Genomic DNA, 15963 nt, shown 5'->3' on the forward strand with positions numbered 1-15963 from the left:
GTTCGACTCAACTCGGAACCCGCGTGCCGAGGATGTCTTCGGCCCAGTACTGGGTGGCCCATCCGTCGCGCTGCCACTCCTTGCACTCCTGTAGGCCGAGGATGTGTGGCTCAAGGTCGGCCAGACGGCGGAGCTGATGGAGCAGGCGAGCGTCCTTGTGACGGTCCTCACGGCCGTCGATGTTGTACGTGACGACCTTCAAACGGAAGCGCTCAGACGTCATCGTCGTCAAATCCCTTCGCGACGCAGGTCGCGGGTCAGAATTGGAGCCGCGAGAGGCAGAGGGACCCGCCTCCGGGGTTTCCCCTCACGGCGCGATCAAGAGTAGGTGCTGCCCTTGAGCACCGCCAGCTCATATTGAGCCGCCCGTGGCCGGCGGCCTCGTTCCTCATCCCTGTTCCTTCACCGCTTCGAGGAGTGTCTCGGCGAAGACACGCTCAGCGCGGGCGGCCTCGATACGGGCCCGCATCATCTCCGCCGGCACTCCGAACCCCGGCGGCGTGCCGGCTTCGGCCTTGCCGAGCCGGGCATGCGCCGCGTGCAGGTACCCCCGCGCTACCGACAGCCCACCGTCGTAGTACCACAGCGGCGCAACATCGCCCAGGTGGTCCGGGCCGACACCGGCGGACGCGAACACATCCCGCACTTGCTGGCTCAGGTCCTCAGGCACGGGCGACGCCACCTGCCGGATGTCGTCCAGGACGGCCAGGCCGGCGCCCGCTTCGCCGATCCTCACGATCACGCTGGCAACGTGCTCTTCCTGCCAGCCGAAAGCTCGCATCCCCTTCACTGCGACCTGGCTGGCCACACCCGCCTGCAGCAAGGCGAGAGCGGCCTCCAGGCCCGGGCCAGGCTCGCCGACATCGCTGCACTCGGCCACCGTCCGGCCGTCAGCCTCCCCGTCAACGAAGGCGCGCAGCTCAGCGAGGTGAGCGCGCACCGCCCCAGCGTTCCCGCTGCGGGCGTACAACACCCAGCAGGGCGACATGTTTTTCGGCGTCTCCGGCACGATCACCCCTTCGACGGGGGGACAGAGCGGGCCGCGGCCTCCGCGAGCACCTACCGCAGGCTAGCGCACGGCCGCCCCGCTCTCCTGGCCGTCGCCGGCAAGAACCTCCAGCCGTTGAAGAAATCGACGGACGTCGGACATGGAGGCAGTGACCCAGACAAGGCGGATCATGTCCCATGCGACGTGCCGCCACTGGCGATCAAGATCCGCGACACCGACCTTTCGCCACACCTCGGCCTGTCCGTGGATACTCCGCGCCCATGCCTCCCAGGCCGCCTCGTCCGCTTCTTCCTCCGGCATCGCATCCGGGTACAGCAGCTGCAGCAGTTCTCTCTCGGTGATGCCGCGGGCTTCCTGCCGGGCTGCTCGACTATCTCCTGCAGGCGCTTGCCCTCGGCTTGCTCGGCGACCTCCAAGAGCGTCACGATCCCGCCGGCGAAGCGGCCGAAGTGAGGCAGCGACTGCGGCATAGTTTCGGCCGCCGCGGTAAGGACCCTAAGGACGGTCCGCGCTCGTTGCGCCTCCTGCCGCCAGTGCACATCATGAGAACCGAACATGATTTCGACACTAGCTGAACGTCCTGGAGGAAAAGGATCCGTCCCGGCCGGATTTTAAGCTTGCAGGCTTGATTTTAAGCCAGCGAGCTTTGGTTTTCTGAAAGTCTCGGACTATGCCGGGCCACACGTCGATCACACCGCGGATCAGCAAGGAACTCCGCGACCGATTGGGGCAGCGTGTGGCCCAAGACGTCGAACGACGCCGCGCCTTCCTGCAAGACCCCCGCTGGGCTGTCAGCCGCCGAATGCCGGCCGCCGAACGCGCCACGGTTCGGGCAGCTCTACGGGCCCACATTGCCGATCTCCGTGCAAGCGGTGAACTGCTTGACACCGTCGATGCCCTCATGACGCACGCGGTCAAGGCGGAACTCACGCTTCGGGGCTGGAACCTCGACTGGCCACCGGTGCCGGCGAACGCGCCGAAGTCAGGCCGATGGCCCGGCAGTCTCCACGAGCATTGGCCGGTCAAGATCAACGCCCGCATCCCCGCAGATCTTGCGACCCGCGTTCACGCCGCTTGCTATCACACCAGCAAGGAAGCGATCGATGCTCTCCGCGTCTGGCGCGACGACCATCCGGAGATCGTCACGCCGCGCAGCGACCCGGCCGCGTGGAGGGAATACCAGGAGCTGGCCGACCAGGTCACGACCCCTGGCGACATCTGGCGAGCGTCGCTCCAACTGCTGCTCGGTGACCAGTGATCAAGGGCGGCTGGGTCGGTTCAAGCTTGCAGGCTTAAAAATACTGGTACAGGCCACTTTTTGCCAGTTGCGGAGTCCCTGTCAATCGGCGTACGGTCGGCACCGACACGGCACCCGGACACGGGATAGCTGCCCCATCCCGAGAGCCCCGAAACGGAGGCCGGCATGGCCGAGCACGAGATCACGTCGACGCCTGTCTACTACGACCGTTGGTCGGACGTGCCGTGGGAGCTGGCCAGCCGAAGCCAGCTCGCCGGAGCGGACCTGCCGCGCACCCCTGACGGCCCGGTGGCCGGCTACGTGAAAGGCGAGGACTGGCGCGGCAAGGACAGGGACATCGCCTTGTACAGGGTGGCCGAGTGCCCGCCGACCGCAGCCACCGCCGGCCAGCTCGCCGCGGCCGAGCGGCGCGCGACCCGCACAGCGCATGTGTGCGCTGATTGCGGCGCCCACTGCCAGCAGCAACTGGCCGAGCGCGGGCTCAGGCCCCGGTGCGTTGCTTGCAGCCACATCGCCCGCCTGGTCGCCAAGCAGATCGAGCTTCGTGAACGCCGGGCGGTGCTGGCAGCGTGGGCGCGCGACCTGCTGGAGGACCCTGCCACAGCGGTGGTGTGGGTCAGCGTGCACGAGGCTCCGCGCACGCCGGCGGGGCGGGCCCGCCCGCCGCTGGCCGCCCGGGTGCAGGCTGTGGACGGGTCAGGGGACCGGCTGCTCGACGTCCTGGTACGGCTGACCGGTCCGCGCACCGCCGGCGCTCCGGCTAAGGCGGTGTCGGCGGCCGAAGGCGCCGCGGCGCTGCACGCAGCCCTGGACGGCCACCATTTGGTCGGCTGGTATGACCGGCCGCTCCACTCGGTGACTGAACGGCTGGCCACGCTCGGCGCCCCCGTGCGGCTCGACACGCCGGATCGGACGCCTCAGCGCGACGGGTGGCCAGGCACCGCGCAGGAGCGGGTGGCGCAATGGCGCGGCGAGCTCGACCCGGCCACCGGTAGATTGCGCCAGCCCTGGCCGCCGGGAACGGCTGACCGACTCTGGCTGCTGCTGCGCCGGATCGCGGATACATCGGAGGCCGGCCGTCCAGGGATGGGCGCGCCCCGCAACAACATTGCGGAGCCCAGCCTGCGGGACCCCGTCCGGGTAACGATCACCGGGTCCGCCGCAGGCACCAACGGTGTGCTGGAGACCCTGACCGGCGCGGGGCGTCTGCGGAGGTCGGACGTGGCTGCCACGGTGCCCGCCCGTGAGGGCCAGGGCGACCGGCACGTGACGTACGCGACCGTAGAAGGCGGCCCCATCGGCCGGGCCCAGCCTGCCACCGCCGGGCAGGTGCACGCCTGATGGTTCAGTTTCGCGCCATGCACGACGACCTGGCCGAGACGCAGGCCGTGCTGTTGCGGGTGATCGAGGTCCTGCGCGAGCACGCTCCGGACCTCGTTGTGGAGGACCCAACCAGCCTTGAGCACCGTGGCGGCGGCGGCCGGTTCACGTTCGCGGTGCTGCGCGTCCCCGGCGGACCTCGTCCGCAGCGGGTGAAGTCAGAGCGGGTAGACCAGCCCGCCGGGGACGGGGTGCCGGACAGGCCGCAGCCGCGCCGCCGACGCGGCCTCCCTCGGGGAGGGTGACGGACGGTAGTTGCTCGTTTCGGCGATCCCGGCCACTACGGTCGCTGTCCGTGACAGGTCAGCCAGGTTGTTCGCCGCCGACGGCGTCGTCGATCTCATACAGCTCGGCCAGCGGAACGATCGCCTGCAGCTCGTGCAGCTGGTAGTAGCCGGGAACGTCGATCGCATGCCCGTGCTGAGTGACCTTGTACCAGACCTCTCCCACCTGCGCGTTCGGCTCTCGCATTCTGGCGAAGATCAGGTGCGGGCTCCCCAAGGTCAACTCGACCGGCTCGACCCGCAGCCCGTTGCGCCCTTCGAGGTAGCGGCCCATCATGCCGCCAGAGCTGCTGCCTGTCTCATGCAGCGACACTATGTGGACCTGCGGCCGTCACACCACTTCCAGGCCCCCCTCGATCGGCCCGGTCGCGCTCCGGCGCCATGACGACCAGCGGAGCGTCAGTCTCGTTCCCCTTCCCCCTCCTCCGTGAGTGAGGTTCGGCTGATCGCGCTTGGCCTGCTCCAGGGCGGCGAGGTCGGCGGCCTCGCTGAGCTTGCCGGAGAGGACGTCGGTGGGGCTGGGGCAGTCGGGTTGGAGCGCGTCGAGGATGTCGGCCAGGGTGTGCGCGTCGTTCGGCGGGAGGTGGAGGGTGTCGCCGCTGGCGAGGAGCCTAATCGTGATGAGGGTCTTGCCGCGCCGCTCGGGTTCGTCTACGCGGCTGAGGCTGACGTGGACGGTGGGTTGCCCAGTCCGGCCTGGTACGCCTTGATCACAGTGCTCTTGCTTCTGGTGGATGCGGAAGTGGTCGTCGCTGGTGTGGTCGGCGGTGCACCAGGGCGGGCAGGGGCTCGCGGTGTGCGGGACAGTCATTGGTTTTCCTCCCTGGTCGGGCGGCAGGTGTCGCCTACTGGGCGTCGTTCTTGTCGCGTTTGGCCTGGTCCTGGCGTCGAGGTACTCCGCCGGCTACCTCGCAATCAAGCTCAGGAACGCGAGGCAGGCCGGGGCGAGTTCGACGTAGAGGACAGGGGCGTTGGGGGTCGGGGAAGCCGTCGAGGGTCTCGTCCAGGTAGGAGACACCTGCACGATGTGGGCTTCCCTGAGCTACGCGCCCGCCGGCAGGCGAAGCTGGCGGAGCGCCTCCTCGCGGCTTTCCAGCCATCCCGCCTGCTCGCGCATACGCGCCTCCGCCTCCTGCGGGGTCAGCGGACCTCCGTACAGGGCACGGGCGATAATGCGCTCCCGCACAGGCCGTCCGATCCCCTCCGCCATCATCGCCCGGTCGACCGCGCGCAACGTCTTGGCCAGCAGCTTGGCCTCATAGTGAGTGCGAGCGTCTTGCAGGTACGCCTGCCGGTGCGCGGGCTGGCCGCCGATCATGTCGTTCACTAGCTGGTCGACGTTAACCGATAGGTGGCCGCAGTCGCTGCCGTGGCCGGCAGGCTTCTGCTCAGGTTCCTGCGTCATGCCCGTCATCCTCGCACCTGCGCCCGCGGCGCCTGGCCCAGGCCTTTCCCGCGTCCTCCGAGCGCTGGCGCGAGGGTCCCTGCGACGGACCGGTGGCCCAGTTCTGGGAGCAACTCATGACAAACGCACAGGTTGGTGCGTCTTTCGTCGCCGGGCTTGTCGCACGCGTCGTCATGCGACTGTCGTGTCCCCTCGACACGACGGCTGCCCAACGTAGCGCGTCGCTGGCGCGGGACGGCAGGGGCGGCTCACTGCCGATCGGGCGCTTCTGTGTCGGTGGTACGTTCGGGCTGCTCCTTCTGTTCTGCGGTCGCCAGGCGGCGCTCGAGGTCGCGCTGCCTGTCCTGGGCTTCCGCCAGTTTGGTCTGGGCCACGGCCAGAGCAGTCGCCGCTTCGCCGGCGTCGCGCTCGGCTGTTGCCAGGGAGCCGCGCACGTCCTTGAGCTCGGCACGTACATCCCGGAGCTCCTCCCGTACGGTCTTGGTCTCCTGCCGGGCTTCCCGAGCGTCGGCCTGCGCCTGCTCGGCGCGGCGCTCCGCGCTCGCCGCGCGCTCGGTCTCGGTCTCCTTCTGCCGCTTCAACTCCGCGACCTCGCCGCGGGCCGCCCGCAGGTGCTCGGTGAGCGTGCTGAGCTGCGCCGCCTGGTTGTCGCACTGGGTGCGGAGCGCCGCCTCGCGCTGCTCGGCGGCCTTGCGCTCCTCCACCGCGGTGTCGCGTTCACGCCGGGCCACCTCCGCCGCGGCGTCGGCCTTGACCCTGGCCTCCCCCTCCTCCTTCGCCTCCCGGCGTGCCTCACGCTCCTTCTCCAGCGCGGCGTCTGCCCGCTCGGCAGCCTCGCGGGCGCGTTCGTCCGCCTGGTCGGCGCGTTCTTTCGCCTCGGCGGCGCGGGCCTCGGCCTCGTGCTGCGTACGCACCGCCGTGGTGCGCCTGCGGCGCTCCTCTTCCGCCTGTTCCTGGGCACGGCCCCGGGCGACCTCGGCGACGGCCGCGATCGCCTCCTGCTGCTCGGCGGTGGCGATTGCCTCCTCGGCGTCCTCTTCGGCGTCCTTGAGCATCTGCGCCTGGGTGACGGTGATGGCGCGCAGCAGCTCGCGCAGTTCGGCGCCCAACTCCTGCGTCTGCTCCAGTGCCGGCAGATACTGCTCGCCCAGCGCGAGCGCGCGCCGGGTGGCCTCGGCCACTTCCTGCTGCTGCGCCTTGCGGCGGCCGGTCCGGAACCTGCTGCGGCACGCCGCGGAGCAGTACTTGCTGGGCCGGCCGCCGTGGCGGGAGCCGTCCGCACGCCGTGCGGGCGGACGCAGCTTGTTCCCGCACGGGCACTCGCCCGGCCGCTCACGGTCGGCATCGTCCTCGCGACCGCGCTCCGTGAGTACCTCGTCGAGGTCGTCCGGCCCATCCGTGCTGCTCGGCGAGTGATCACCCGGGTCCATGGTCATACGCCTGACCATACAACAAACGTGCGCTTCTGACACTAAAAGCAAACGTGCTAATCTCACACGCTTGCCTAGCCACCTTTATCTATCAACGGGAAGTGCGGTTCCCGTCAATAGGCGATACGATCGCGCGGTGGCCGTCGCACATGAGCACCCTGACCCGGTGCCCGAAACATCCCCGATCGCGGTGTATCCGCCGCACTATCCGCTTCCGGTCGCCGGGACCGGCGACGGGGCGGACGGCGCGGGCCCGGCGGGCGAGCTGCTGCCGGCGGACGTGCCGGCCAGCACGCTGCCCGCCGCGGCGGAGGCCGTCGGGAACCGGAACCCGTACCTGGCCTACCTCGACTCGCTCGACAGCGCCGAGTCCAGAACCACCATGAAGGGCTGCCTGGACCGCATCGCCCGGCTCCTGCTCGGCGACGACGTCCACGGCATCGACCCGAAGACCGGCGAGAAGGACCCCGCGGCGCGGACCGGGCTCGGCTTCCCCTGGCACGTGCTGCGCGCCGAGCACACCATCTTCATCCGCGCCCGCCTGGACGAGCAGGTCATCCGCGACCCGAAGACCGGCGAGGAACGCCCGTGGTCGCACACCTATCGCAACAAGCACCTGACCGCGCTGCGCCAGGTGATCACATGGGCGTGGCGGCTGGGCCTGAGCACCGCCGAGGAGCACGTCCGCGCCGCGGACGTCCGACCGTTCAAGGGCACCCGCGAACCGGCCGGCGAGCACATCGAGCCCGAGCGGGTCGGCGCCCTGCTCGACGCCTGCGACGCCCACCTCGACGCACCCGAGCCCGACGAGGCCCGCCGCGCCGAGCTGCGCCAGGCCGCGCTGCGCGACGCGGCCATGATCGAGGTCCTGTACTCCACTGGCGTGCGCCGGGCCGAGCTGGCCCGGCTCGCGCTGCGCGACTACGACCCGGTCCGGCGCTCGCTGCACGTGCGCGGCAAGGGTAACAAGGAGCGGCGCGTCTTCCTCACCCACAGCGCGGCCGCCCGGCTGGCGGACTGGCTGGCCGAGCGCGGACGCGAGCCCGGCGGCCTGTTCCCTCCGTTCACCCCGCGGCCGCAGCGCATCCGGCGTCGCGCCGGCGGCCGCATCGATCACCTGACCGGTCAGACCATCAGCCACATGCTCACCGAGCGGGCCGAGCAGGCGAAGACGGCCCGGCCGACCGCGCACGACTTTCGCCGCACGGTCATCGGCGAACTGCTCAACGCCGGCGTCGACCTGGCCACCGCCCAGGCCCTGGCCGGCCACGCCTCCCCCGTCACCACCGCCCGCTACGACCGCCGCGATGAGGACGTACGCCGCGCCGCCGTCGACCGCCTGTCCCCGCCACCGACGAAGGCTCGGACGTGATCAGCCCGCCGTCCTTGGCCTCCCGCAGCGGCGGTCGTGGTCACGTGACAACGTCGGTGGCGGCTGCTGAGCCCCCTTGCAGATGATCGCGGATCAGCCGGGCGATCGTTGCCGCTTGCGCAGCCAACTCCTCAAGCCGGGTGATCTCGTCGGCGAGGTCCTCACGGCTGGCGGGACCATCACCATCCATCTCGTATCCGCTGTCGTTGCGGCCAGACAGCGGATACTCGATGTGGTTGACCATTTCGGCCAGGTCCGCTCGGAGGCAGTCGCGCTCCAGCGGAAGAATGAGTTGCTCCCAGGCGTCGCGAATGATGAGCGTGAACTCCCAGCCGCTGGGCCATTCGCCGTCCCGGGCCAGAGCCCATTCCTCTTTCAGCCGCGTCTCCGCCAGGGGCGACAGGGCGGCCTTCAGCTGCCGGTACTGCGCCATCGCCTCGAAGTATTCGTTGAGTTCGTCGTGGTCGAAGTCGTAGATGGGGTCGCCCGCCTCGCGAGCACGGGCCAGGCGCGGCGCCCTCTCAGTGAGCCACGAACGGTAGCGGTCGGGTTCGCATCCTTCACAAGGGCAGACAAGCTTGTCGTGATCGCCCATGCACTCCGCCGGTCGGCTGAGCCGGACGGTGCCGTCGGGGTTGAAATGTTGAAGAGCCTGCTGGTAGGTGAGGTTGTGCTGGTCAGCGAACGCGCGGACGCGTTTCTTGAACTTAGCGTTGTGGGTCACGGCAGATCGTCTCCTGGCTGTCGTCCCACGCATGGCAGCCCGCAATGGCGATCTACGTGTTGCGCCGAAACGCGATCCATGGTGGGACCTTCGCTCGTCGTCGCGAGCTCCCGGCGTGGGCGGGAGCGCTCGGAGCAGGCTGTACGCAAGCCTTGGAGGCACGGTACACCACGGCGGGGCGCATCCAGGCACACAAGACCGCCCGGGCTGCCATGGCCAGGCACTTCATGTTGGCGGACCGCATCGATCAGCTGGCAACGTACGCCCGCGCCGCCGTTGACCGCCTGTCCCCCGCCAGCCAAGGCCCTGCTTCCGCTCAGCAAGAGCCGCCACTTGCTGGGTCCGCCGTTGTGCCGGGCTCGGCCTGCGCGGCAGGTTCGGTGTCGAGCATGGCGGCCAGGCGTGTGCCGAACCGTACGCCCGCCTCTTGCCGTTCACGCGGCGTCAGCCGCGCATCCACGCCCACCGCGCCGTCCACCTGCAGTGCCGTGTCGAGCGCGTCGTCCGCAGCCCACAGGCGTTCCCTCAGATGCCCGGCCGCCGCAGGGCCGGCAGCCAGGGCCCGCAGATCAGCGGCGACCGCGTGCGCGCTGTCTACGTTCCACCGGTAGCCGTTCGCCCACGGCCGTACGACCTCCTCCAGGATGTCGGCGGCCAGGCTCAGCAGCTCCGGCTCCGGCCGCCCGCTGCTGCGGTGTAGCCGGGTTACTTGATCCTGAACGTCCCGGGTGATCTGCTGACGGTGATCGTGCAGCATCACCCAGTCCGCGCGTGTCATGGCGGCGTCGCTGGAGGCACTCGTGAACAGCGCCGCAGCTCGCGCCCAGCGCCGGGCCAGCCAGGCGTGCATCGGCTGCACCAGGTCGGCGAGCAGGGGCGGCACCTCCTCGAGGATCTCGATGACTTCCACGGCCTCGTCCAACAGGAAACTGGTGAGATCCACGTCGGTGCTCGTGTGCCAGGTGGTCGTGTCGATCGGCGATCCCTTCCAGCCGAACTGCCACAGGCTCAGCACCTGGCCGACCTGGTGGTGGAACAGGCGGTCGGCGTAGGGGCTGCCGGTGGTCACGTCGGCCAGCGTGCGCACCGTGGCATGCCGCCACCAGTCACGTTCGGCGATGCCGGGGCTGTGCTGCGTGGTCACTTCAACGGCCCCTAACCAGTTCGTACAGCCCGAACACCCACCGATCTGGGCGGAAGCCGGTGTCGCCGCGCGGCACCTCTCCAGCCGGAAGCTCTTCCATTCGGCCAAGCATGCTGGGGTGGAAGGAGTACACCTTGAAGGTGCGGTCGCGCTCAGGGTCGAGAGCATCGGTTGCCGCGACGACGTGCATGATGGTGCGGTCCTCGTTGACGGTCACGTCGATGGGCTTGCCGGACAGGTTGATGGTGTGGTGCTGGCCGTCGATTGGGATGTCGAAGTGGTGAAGGCCTTCGATGGTGGTCATGGCCACTCGGACGCCAAGCTCTTCTGGACTGACGAGATGGGTTCCTGCGTGTCCGGGGAAGGAGATGAGGACGAAGTCGCCGTCGGGGCGGGACACGATGCGCTGGATGACGCATGGGCGGCCGGCTGTGTCGTTGATCGTCTCCCATGGGCGGATCTGCTTGCCGGTGGCGCTATCGACGAGCACCGCGCCGTGAGCGGCCGGGTTCAGGTCGGGTTCCGTCATGAGCGGTGCGGCCTTCCAGTAGGCATGTGGCGCGAGCCATTGGGTCCCGCGCTCTCCTTGCTTTCGATGACGGCCTCGCGCCGCCATCAGCTTGTCGCAATATTAACTATCCTATACACTCAATTTGTGGCCAAGGGGGTTCCGCGCCTCCTGCATCACGCGCCGCGCCGCCTCTTTCCGGTGTCACCCCGGATTTCCATCCTTCTCGTCCTAGAGTCTTCCGCATGACCAGCATCTCGTTCGTCCCGTTCGACGCCAACGCGACCTTTCTGACTGCCTATCTCGAGGCCAGTTCGCAGTGGCGGCAGGTTGGCACCACCTTCGACGGGCGAATCCGCCAGTATGACGCCGTCCAGGCGGACCTGATCCCCGGCGCCCTTATCACGGTGCCCGACCCTGGCATTCCCGCCGACGATGAGATGACCGAGGAGGACATCCGGCAGGTGTGCGCGAGGGCCGCTCTGCGCATCAATGCTCACGCCCTCCGTCTGCCCTTCGACACTCCCCTCGCGGCAGTGCGCAGGCTCATGGATGTCCTCAACGCGGCCGCGCTGGAATCCACAGGGTGGGGCATCTACCAGATCGCCGCCGGTCGCCAGAACGGATCGCACACGAAGGCGGCCGAGAGCGGTCCGGCCGGCGGGCCAGGGCAGGAGGCCGCGATCAAGGACCTGGTGGCGCACGCCGAAAGCCTTGGCCTTACCGCCAGCGACCTGTTCGACACCGTGCTTCAGCAACTGCACGACCGCGCCCATGAGCTCGAAGCCGACGGCGTGGAAGCCCAGGTGCCGTTTCCTCCTTCAGGAGACGGATGCGAAGGAGTGCCGCGGCCTTCTCGATCGAGCGGCCGAAGAGGCCGCAGAGAATGGGTGTTGATGCCGTGGAGAGATCATCGGCCTTCCCGGCTTGCCTTGACATTAACTATCCTGTACTATTTTTCTCGCACACAGGGGATGGCTGTTGTCGTGACTCGCCATCCCCTTGCTGGCCCCCTCACCAGAACGGAGAAGCTGCGTGCACGTGGAAGTCGAGAACGGCGCCGACGTCGATCTGAAGGCGCTGGACGACCCGAGGAACGAGCCGGAGCCGCCAGAGCCGGAGCCGCTGCCGCCTCTCGATGTCGAGAAGGTCGAGCACGCCCTCGGCCTCGCGCAGTTGGAGTCCATGAAGGTTGGGGAGAACGTCGCCTACGTGCTCGACGCGGTTCCCAGCCTGTTGGCCGCGCTGCGCGCCGCCACTGACGACCAGGACCGGTGGCGTGCCCTGACGATCAAGCGGACCCGCTACGTCCTCACCGAGGACGACCATCCGCCGGCACCCGGCCTCCGGTGCATGCCGGTCGGCGCGGAGTTCGCTGACGCGCTCGCGGACAAGTACGAGGCCGACGAGGGACCCACTCTGTGGGCCCAGACCGAGTACAAGACCCCGTGGGAGCGGCACATCCCGGCGCCGTTCTAATTATTCTCCCCATGACGGGCTGGCCTGGCCGTGTACGACCGGCCAGCCCGTCCGTTCGACCTCCAGGAGCCCCGCATGAGCGTGCCCGTCTCTCGGCGCGGCCCCCGGCCGCCCGTTACCATCAACGACTTCACGCGCGACGGCGACGAGCAGGACACCTTGGCCGGCATCTTCGCCGCCGCCCTGTACGCCGCGGCCAACGACCACGACGAGGACGCCTCCGTTGACCGCCACGCGCTCATGCGGCGGTTCTCCCAGTTCGTCCCTAATCTCGATCCCTACCAGTGAAAGGACCCCCCACGTGGCTAACCTTGAAAGTCTCGTCATCGCCCGCCGGCTGCGCGTCCCCATCGGCGACGCTCCGGCCGGTTCCCACCCTGGCCAGGGAGAGGTCGCTGCGCGCCAGCTCGACGCCGCGCTGCTGAGCGTCGGCTTCAAGTGCTCGGCAGCCCTGCTGGAGCGGCTGGCGGACCTGCGCGTCGAGACCGCGATCGATCTCGGCGTACGGGTCCTGGCCGCCGTCCGAGAACTTGTGGGCGACCACGTGCAGCACAACGCGTACTTCCTCAACTTCCCCCGGAACGTGCCCGACACCGTTGAGTTCTGGGTTGGCCTGCTCAGCAAGGCGCTGCTCGACCCGGTCGCCGCCGCACGGGTCGCCCAGCCGGGCCCGCTCAACCTGCTCGCGCTGCCTGAGTACGGCCGCTACCAGCACAGCTACGCCGACCTGCTGGCCGCGCACGCTGAGTTGATCCCGCTGGCCGGTGACCGGATCACCGTGCTGGAGCTCGGCGGCAGCCTGGAGGCGGAGGCCCGCGAGTTGTACTTCTCGCTCGCGGGCTCGGAGGTGCCGCTGTCGGCTGAGGACCTGGCGGCGCTGCGGTCGCTGACCCTGTTCTGCGACGTCGAGCCGGAGCGCATCCCGGTGCGTGAGAACCGCGCCGTCATCAACGAGCAGCGCCTGGTCACCGGCCGGCCGTTGCTCGTGGACACGGTGACCGACGTGTTGCGCGTGGCCTGCGGAGTCTCTGGCGGAGACGTCACGCTGGCCACGCCCACCCGGTTCCGTGCGTTCCGCCGGGCCGAGCGCCGCACGCTCATTCAGGCCCTGGACGCGGTCGCGTCCCCGGCCAAGCTCGGCGACGTGAAGCGGCACCCGGAGCAGTGGAAGCGGCTCGGCGAACGGCTGCACCCGCACGAGTACCCGGGCTTTCCGCGGGCCGCGCAGGTCTTCGAGGTCGCACGCGGCGACCGCAAGGCGCGCAGCTTCGACAGCCGGGTGGAGGCGGCCCTGGCCAGCGGGCGCACCGACGACGCGGTCGACCTCCTGGGGAACGCGCCTGGCGCGCTGCTGCGCCGTCTGGACCACCTGCTGCGCATCAGCGCCTCCCCCGATGCCGTGCTCGGCGCCACTGAGAAGGCCGCGGCCGACGCCTCCGGCAGAGTCCTGTTGTCGCTGCGCGAGCATCTGCAGAACCGGCTCGCCCCGGCTGCGGGCCGCGTGTTCGCCAACCGGAACGGCCGCGCGTGGGTGACGTCCGACACCCGCACCCCGATCGACGAGGACGTCGTGTCGCGGGCGATGGCCATTCTCGACGAGGAGATCGCCCGGCGTCTGCCTGACCTCGGCAAGCTGATCATCGATCCCGAGGTGCTCGACGTCGCCCTCCCGCTATCGGGCAAGGCCGTCGCGCCCGGCCTGGGCATGCTGCCGCGGGGCTCGCTGTCGTCTGTGGATGGGGAACTGCTGCGGTTCTTCGTCTACTGGCGTCAGGCGGAGCGGCGCACCGACTACGACCTGTCGGCGCTCATGCTGGACGCCTCCTACGACAACCTCGAGCACGTCTCGTGGACGAACTACGGCAACGGCTTCGCCGAGTACTCCGGCGACCTCACCGACGCCACCGACGGCGCGAGCGAGTTCATCAACATCCGTCTCGCGGAGGCCACCAAGCCGATCATCATCCCGCAGGTGAACATCTACTCGGGTGAGGCGTTCGACGAGGCGGCCGAGGCGTTCTTCGGGTTCATGATCCGGGAGGCCGCACAGGACGGCATGCCGTTCGAGCCGCGCACGGTGCGGATGAAGTCGGACTTGCGTGGGTCGGGGCGTGTGGCCCTGCCGCTGGCCTTCCTCCTCGACAAGGAGGGCGACTGGCAGGTGAAGTGGCTGCACCTGTACCTGAAGGGCAGCCCCCACTTCAACCAGGTGGAGGGCAACCGGATCAGCACGAGCCTGCTGGTGCGCTCGATCGTCGAACGTGACTACCTGCGGGTTCACTACCTCGTCGACCTGCTGGAGCGTAGGGGGGCGGTCGGTGAGCACACCACGTACATCGGCCTGCAGGCGCCGGCCGATCTGCCGGAAGGCACGAAGGTGTACACGCCGTCGACGCTCCATGAGCTGATTCCCGCCTGAAGCTGATACAGTAAAGATCGCGAGGCCATGGGGATGCTTCCTTCTCATCTCTTTTGGAAAAAGATCTCTAGTTTTCCCGCTTCCCTCGCATTCTGACTGTGAGGCCATTCGATGGGCTTCCTTCTCATCTGGTTCAAATCCAGGCAGGCCCTTGGGGCCTTCCGGCATCCAGCTCATGAGCTCTCCTCTTGGTCAGCGTGACTGCCCGGTCCCGTGCACAAGTTGCTCGGGACCTTTCGCTTTCCCGCTGCCCGGTGCTCCCGGCGGGGCCAACCTCATGCCTTGCGCCATGCGCATGATCGTTACCGTGCGCGGCGCGCACCGAGGCTGAGCAGCGATTCCCCGCAAGGTTCCGTCTCCTGGTACTGGATCGCAGCCCGCTCAGCGCGGATCATCGATCACGAGCAGCCCATGCTTGGCCCCGCGCAGCGAACCATGAACGATGAGCGCCGGCCACCGCGTCCCTGGCGATAGCTGCCAGGGGCAAGCCGCGGCTTCAGGAAGCACCATGTCGGGATGTCGCCCCAGGACGCGCGGGAGTAACGGCGGGGCCGCAGCAGGGAAGGTGGCCGCCGGAGGGCCACGCACTGATCTTCGCTACCGCTCCCCCGCTGCTAGACCCCAGCTCGCCAAATAATTAACCCTCCTGTACTATCTAATTGTAACAAAGGTGTGGGCCTCGACACCGAAGGGAGATCGACCGTGTCCAACCCTCACGTCACCCGCGACCACGCGAAAGCCCTCTTGCTCACGGGCGGCGACGGTAAGGCCCCACGGTCCGTGCTCGTCCTGCGCAGCAACGGCCGCCTTGCCGCCATGACCCCGGACGACGCCTTCGACGAAAGCTACGACGGCCGCTCCCGCATCCTGCTGACGCAAGCCAACCTCGCCGACGCGGGCGTCCGCATCCACCCCGACGGCCGCCTCGCCGACGGGGCCGCCGCCATCATCGACCGCCTCGTGACCGCCATCAACGCCGACCTCGCCAAGGACGCCGACGCATGACCCTGCCCCACAGCATCCCCGCCCTCGTTCCCCTCGACGCCGACCGCGCCGCTCTCATCGCCCACCTCGACGCCAGCGACCAATGGGAACGGCGCGACCTGGCGAGGCCGAGCGCCTACCTGCGATGGACCCTGGCCGACCGCATCGCCCCCGACATGCGTGGCCTCCGCCCCGACGTCACGCTTCCCAACGATCAGAACGCGCCGTACGTGGACGAGGGCGCGGCATGCGCCGACGCCGTACACACGATCAACTCCGTCGCTTTCGGCATCGACCCGCACCACAACGAACCGGCTGTCGTCGAACGCCTCATCGCCATCTATCACCAGGCCGGGCCGGACAGCGACATCGCCCGGCTCGCGGCCGGCCTGGTCGAAACCACGTAACTTCGCGCGCCGCGCCCTGATGAGGCGCGGAGCTTCTCACCACCAGCGCGGCGGAGGATCCAGTGCCCCCGCCGCGCCGACGCTCCCGTCTCCCCGCTGACCTTCTGCCGCGCAGCCCGCCCCATCTCCCTCAGTACCTGTCTCCTCTACACAGCTGACG

The 15963-nt window shown here is 69.0% G+C and carries 20 protein-coding genes; 9 read left to right on the plus strand and 11 right to left on the minus strand.

What is annotated here, in order from left to right; genetic code table 11:
* Positions 1 to 7: 7 nt before the first annotated feature.
* The 3 genes from ETD86_RS29510 to ETD86_RS29520 all read right to left on the minus strand — a co-directional run bounded on the left by ETD86_RS29510 (position 8) and on the right by ETD86_RS29520 (position 1309).
* Entirely contained in the window at positions 8 to 223 is a 216-nt protein-coding gene (locus ETD86_RS29510) for a hypothetical protein (RefSeq protein WP_138669525.1), read from the minus strand.
* Between the two features lie 165 nt (positions 224 to 388).
* A complete protein-coding gene (locus tag ETD86_RS29515) occupies positions 389 to 1015 on the minus strand; it encodes a hypothetical protein (protein WP_138669527.1) in 627 nt (208 codons plus the stop codon).
* Between the two features lie 54 nt (positions 1016 to 1069).
* Positions 1070 to 1309, minus strand: a complete 240-nt coding sequence (locus tag ETD86_RS29520) for a hypothetical protein (RefSeq protein ID WP_138669529.1) — start codon at positions 1307 to 1309, stop codon at positions 1070 to 1072.
* 370 nt (positions 1310 to 1679) lie between these two features.
* On the opposite strand from ETD86_RS29520, the gene ETD86_RS29525 reads away from it, so the two are divergent.
* The 3 genes from ETD86_RS29525 to ETD86_RS29535 all read left to right on the plus strand — a co-directional run bounded on the left by ETD86_RS29525 (position 1680) and on the right by ETD86_RS29535 (position 3892).
* Positions 1680 to 2267, plus strand: a complete 588-nt coding sequence (locus ETD86_RS29525) for a hypothetical protein (protein ID WP_138669531.1) — start codon at positions 1680 to 1682, stop codon at positions 2265 to 2267.
* 165 nt (positions 2268 to 2432) lie between these two features.
* Complete coding sequence (locus tag ETD86_RS29530; RefSeq protein ID WP_138669533.1) at positions 2433 to 3608, plus strand: hypothetical protein; 1176 nt, start codon at positions 2433 to 2435, stop codon at positions 3606 to 3608.
* On the plus strand, positions 3608 to 3892 hold the full coding sequence (locus tag ETD86_RS29535) for a hypothetical protein (RefSeq protein WP_138669535.1): 285 nt from the start codon (positions 3608 to 3610) through the stop codon (positions 3890 to 3892). The genes ETD86_RS29530 and ETD86_RS29535 overlap by 1 nt, the downstream gene beginning before the upstream one ends.
* 58 nt (positions 3893 to 3950) lie before the next feature.
* Here the strand turns inward: ETD86_RS29535 and ETD86_RS29540 are convergent, their stop codons facing one another.
* From ETD86_RS29540 to ETD86_RS29555, 4 genes are all read right to left on the minus strand, one after another.
* A complete protein-coding gene (locus tag ETD86_RS29540; protein ID WP_138669537.1) occupies positions 3951 to 4244 on the minus strand; it encodes a hypothetical protein in 294 nt (97 codons plus the stop codon).
* An 18-nt stretch (positions 4245 to 4262) separates the two neighbouring features.
* The gene (locus tag ETD86_RS29545; RefSeq protein WP_138669539.1) at positions 4263 to 4742 is read right to left on the minus strand and encodes a DUF6907 domain-containing protein; all 480 of its coding nucleotides are present in this window, start codon (positions 4740 to 4742) and stop codon (positions 4263 to 4265) included.
* Positions 4743 to 4973: 231 nt separating this feature from the next.
* Positions 4974 to 5345, minus strand: a complete 372-nt coding sequence (locus ETD86_RS29550; RefSeq protein ID WP_138669540.1) for a hypothetical protein — start codon at positions 5343 to 5345, stop codon at positions 4974 to 4976.
* Between the two features lie 239 nt (positions 5346 to 5584).
* Complete coding sequence (locus ETD86_RS29555) at positions 5585 to 6772, minus strand: coiled-coil domain-containing protein (protein WP_138669542.1); 1188 nt, start codon at positions 6770 to 6772, stop codon at positions 5585 to 5587.
* A gap of 130 nt (positions 6773 to 6902) precedes the next feature.
* Here ETD86_RS29555 and ETD86_RS29560 point away from each other — a divergent pair, with 130 nt between their 5' ends.
* Positions 6903 to 8138: a tyrosine-type recombinase/integrase gene (locus ETD86_RS29560; protein WP_246148395.1), complete on the plus strand. Its 1236-nt coding sequence runs from the start codon at positions 6903 to 6905 to the stop codon at positions 8136 to 8138.
* Positions 8139 to 8178: 40 nt separating this feature from the next.
* On the opposite strand, the gene ETD86_RS29565 is transcribed toward ETD86_RS29560, so the two are convergent.
* The 4 genes from ETD86_RS29565 to ETD86_RS29580 form a co-directional block, all read right to left on the minus strand.
* Positions 8179 to 8862, minus strand: a complete 684-nt coding sequence (locus ETD86_RS29565; protein WP_138669546.1) for a hypothetical protein — start codon at positions 8860 to 8862, stop codon at positions 8179 to 8181.
* Positions 8863 to 9178: 316 nt separating this feature from the next.
* Positions 9179 to 10006 carry a hypothetical protein gene (locus ETD86_RS29570; protein ID WP_138669548.1) on the minus strand — a complete coding sequence of 276 codons (828 nt, stop codon included), beginning with the start codon at positions 10004 to 10006 and terminating at the stop codon, positions 9179 to 9181.
* A 1-nt stretch (position 10007) separates the two neighbouring features.
* The gene (locus ETD86_RS29575) at positions 10008 to 10535 is read right to left on the minus strand and encodes a hypothetical protein (protein ID WP_138669550.1); all 528 of its coding nucleotides are present in this window, start codon (positions 10533 to 10535) and stop codon (positions 10008 to 10010) included.
* Between the two features lie 155 nt (positions 10536 to 10690).
* Positions 10691 to 11290: a hypothetical protein gene (locus tag ETD86_RS29580; protein WP_138669551.1), complete on the minus strand. Its 600-nt coding sequence runs from the start codon at positions 11288 to 11290 to the stop codon at positions 10691 to 10693.
* Between the two features lie 259 nt (positions 11291 to 11549).
* Here ETD86_RS29580 and ETD86_RS29585 point away from each other — a divergent pair, with 259 nt between their 5' ends.
* From ETD86_RS29585 to ETD86_RS29605, 5 genes are all read left to right on the plus strand, one after another.
* Positions 11550 to 11993 (plus strand): hypothetical protein, encoded by a 444-nt coding sequence (locus tag ETD86_RS29585; protein ID WP_138669553.1) that lies wholly within the window; start codon positions 11550 to 11552, stop codon positions 11991 to 11993.
* A 75-nt stretch (positions 11994 to 12068) separates the two neighbouring features.
* Positions 12069 to 12281: a hypothetical protein gene (locus ETD86_RS29590; RefSeq protein WP_138669555.1), complete on the plus strand. Its 213-nt coding sequence runs from the start codon at positions 12069 to 12071 to the stop codon at positions 12279 to 12281.
* A gap of 13 nt (positions 12282 to 12294) precedes the next feature.
* Positions 12295 to 14412 carry a TerD family protein gene (locus ETD86_RS29595; protein ID WP_138669557.1) on the plus strand — a complete coding sequence of 706 codons (2118 nt, stop codon included), beginning with the start codon at positions 12295 to 12297 and terminating at the stop codon, positions 14410 to 14412.
* 702 nt (positions 14413 to 15114) lie between these two features.
* Positions 15115 to 15417, plus strand: a complete 303-nt coding sequence (locus ETD86_RS29600; protein ID WP_138669559.1) for a hypothetical protein — start codon at positions 15115 to 15117, stop codon at positions 15415 to 15417.
* On the plus strand, positions 15414 to 15803 hold the full coding sequence (locus ETD86_RS29605; RefSeq protein ID WP_138669560.1) for a hypothetical protein: 390 nt from the start codon (positions 15414 to 15416) through the stop codon (positions 15801 to 15803). Before ETD86_RS29600 ends, ETD86_RS29605 begins: the two co-directional genes overlap by 4 nt.
* The last annotated feature ends 160 nt before the right edge of the window (positions 15804 to 15963 follow it).

It is taken from the genome of Nonomuraea turkmeniaca (assembly GCF_005889735.1).
GTDB lineage: Bacteria > Actinomycetota > Actinomycetes > Streptosporangiales > Streptosporangiaceae > Nonomuraea > Nonomuraea turkmeniaca.

Coding starts and splice junctions, on each gene's coding strand:
- ETD86_RS29575 (WP_138669550.1), bottom strand. CDS start 10,535: ATGACGGAACCCGACCTGAACCCGGCCGCTCACGGCGCGGTGCTCGTC.
- ETD86_RS29545 (WP_138669539.1), bottom strand. CDS start 4,742: ATGACTGTCCCGCACACCGCGAGCCCCTGCCCGCCCTGGTGCACCGCC.
- ETD86_RS29605 (WP_138669560.1), top strand. CDS start 15,414: ATGACCCTGCCCCACAGCATCCCCGCCCTCGTTCCCCTCGACGCCGAC.
- ETD86_RS29590 (WP_138669555.1), top strand. CDS start 12,069: ATGAGCGTGCCCGTCTCTCGGCGCGGCCCCCGGCCGCCCGTTACCATC.
- ETD86_RS29535 (WP_138669535.1), top strand. CDS start 3,608: ATGGTTCAGTTTCGCGCCATGCACGACGACCTGGCCGAGACGCAGGCC.
- ETD86_RS29520 (WP_138669529.1), bottom strand. CDS start 1,309: ATGCCGGAGGAAGAAGCGGACGAGGCGGCCTGGGAGGCATGGGCGCGG.
- ETD86_RS29530 (WP_138669533.1), top strand. CDS start 2,433: ATGGCCGAGCACGAGATCACGTCGACGCCTGTCTACTACGACCGTTGG.
- ETD86_RS29555 (WP_138669542.1), bottom strand. CDS start 6,772: ATGACCATGGACCCGGGTGATCACTCGCCGAGCAGCACGGATGGGCCG.
- ETD86_RS29550 (WP_138669540.1), bottom strand. CDS start 5,345: ATGACGGGCATGACGCAGGAACCTGAGCAGAAGCCTGCCGGCCACGGC.
- ETD86_RS29510 (WP_138669525.1), bottom strand. CDS start 223: ATGACGTCTGAGCGCTTCCGTTTGAAGGTCGTCACGTACAACATCGAC.
- ETD86_RS29525 (WP_138669531.1), top strand. CDS start 1,680: ATGCCGGGCCACACGTCGATCACACCGCGGATCAGCAAGGAACTCCGC.
- ETD86_RS29580 (WP_138669551.1), bottom strand. CDS start 11,290: ATGGGCGCGGTCGTGCAGTTGCTGAAGCACGGTGTCGAACAGGTCGCT.